1 protein-coding gene is annotated in these 1,505 nt (G+C 67.5%); it reads right to left on the reverse strand.

Annotated features, from left to right (window positions below; all coding sequences use genetic code 11):
* Positions 1-342 precede the first annotated feature (342 nt).
* Entirely contained in the window at positions 343-1,389 is a 1,047-nt protein-coding gene (locus tag AC1RMY_RS26505) for an IS110 family RNA-guided transposase (protein ID WP_492869735.1), read from the reverse strand.
* Positions 1,390-1,505 lie beyond the last annotated feature (116 nt).

Below are 1,505 nucleotides of genomic sequence, written 5' to 3' on the forward strand. Positions count from 1 at the left end.
GTCCGCTTCTCTATCGCGGTTTAAGTCAAGAGGCGGCACCGATCGACCGCCGGTTGTGCCAGCGGGGACGACGGCAGTGCGGATCGCGTCCAGCTGCGGTCGGTTCCTGCTCGGGGGCATTTCGGTGTGAGGTCGCCGCACGGGGCTCGCGCTTCTCTCCGGGGTCGGCGCAGTGGCCGCCCCATGATGGGGTAAGAGGATGAGGCGGACCAATCTTTCGGGCGCTCTTGCCGCCGTCGCGCGGCAGGGGCTGCGGACATTACGATCTCGTCTCACCACCGTCCCCGTGAGGACCTCTTCCTGCCGTGGCAGAACCTGTCGCTGCTCCTGTGCGGGTCGGGGTCAGGCCGCCTCAACGGTGGCTGCCGGGTCGCGCCCCCAGCGGAAGTCGGAGCCGTCGACCCACATGCGATGCAGGATCACCGCCAGTCGCCTGGCGACGGCCACGATGGCGCGCCGCATGCCGCGCCGCTGCGCGACCCGCGTGCCCCATGCTTTGAGCCAGGACCAGTGCCGGCTCTGCGTAAGCAGCGTCTGGGCGGCCTCGTACAGCATCGTCCGCAGCATGGTGTCGCCGGACTTGGAGATGCCGCCATCATAGTCGCTCTCGCCGGACTGGTGGCGTCGAGGTGTCAGACCAACGTGCGCGCCGACCGCCCTGGAGTGAACAAAGCGCTGCGGCTGATCGACCGTCGCCCGATAGGTGAGCGCCACGACCGCCCCGACGCCAGGCGCGGTCATCAGCCGCCGGCACACGGGATCCTGGCGAACCACTTCGAGCAGCATTTTGTGCATCCGCGCGAACTCCTGGCGCAGGACGCGCCGGACGGTGAGCAGCGGCTCCACGATCGCCGACAGACTGGACATGCCCGCCACCAGGTCGCGGACGCGAGCCTCGAACCCGGCCGTGCTGACCACGCCGACCTTGAGGCCGAAGTTGCGCAGCGTGCCGCGCAGGTCGAACTCGATGTCGAGCATCTTGCGCTGCAGGAGTTTCCGGCTGGTCAGCAGCATCCGCTTCTCCTGGCTCGCCAGCGTCTTGACGTGGACCGGTTTGAACAGGCCGACGCGCATCATCTGCGCGATGCCACGAGCGTCGTGACGGTCCGACTTGTTGACCTGTCGCGCCTTCAGGAGCGAGTTCATGTGCCGCGTCTCGACGCAGATCACCGGCAGGCCTGCTTCCGCCAAGCCATTCACCAGCCACTGCGAGAGCGGACCGGCCTCTATCCCGATCCGGCCATAGTCGCCACTGATGGACGTGAGCAGCCCGACGAGATCGTCCGGCTCGGTCGCAACCTTCTGCTCGCACACAACCTTGCCGGCTTCGTCGACGACGCACACCGCCGTCTCCTGCACCGACACGTCCAGACCTACGAAATGCGCCATCGCCGTCGCTCCTTCGCTCGCTGCCGAGGTCAGGTCCGACCTCTCCGGCACCGTATGTGAAGGGCCGCGCACTCCCGCTCCCAGATCGCGCGCAGCCACCGCGATACGTCATCTTT

The sequence above is a fragment of the Allobosea sp. GW822-FHT03F07 genome (assembly GCF_058801345.1).

Bases quoted from the DNA above. Each gene is read 5' to 3' on its own strand.
- AC1RMY_RS26505 (WP_492869735.1), bottom strand. From the start codon at position 1,389: ATGGCGCATTTCGTAGGTCTGGACGTGTCGGTGCAGGAGACGGCGGTG.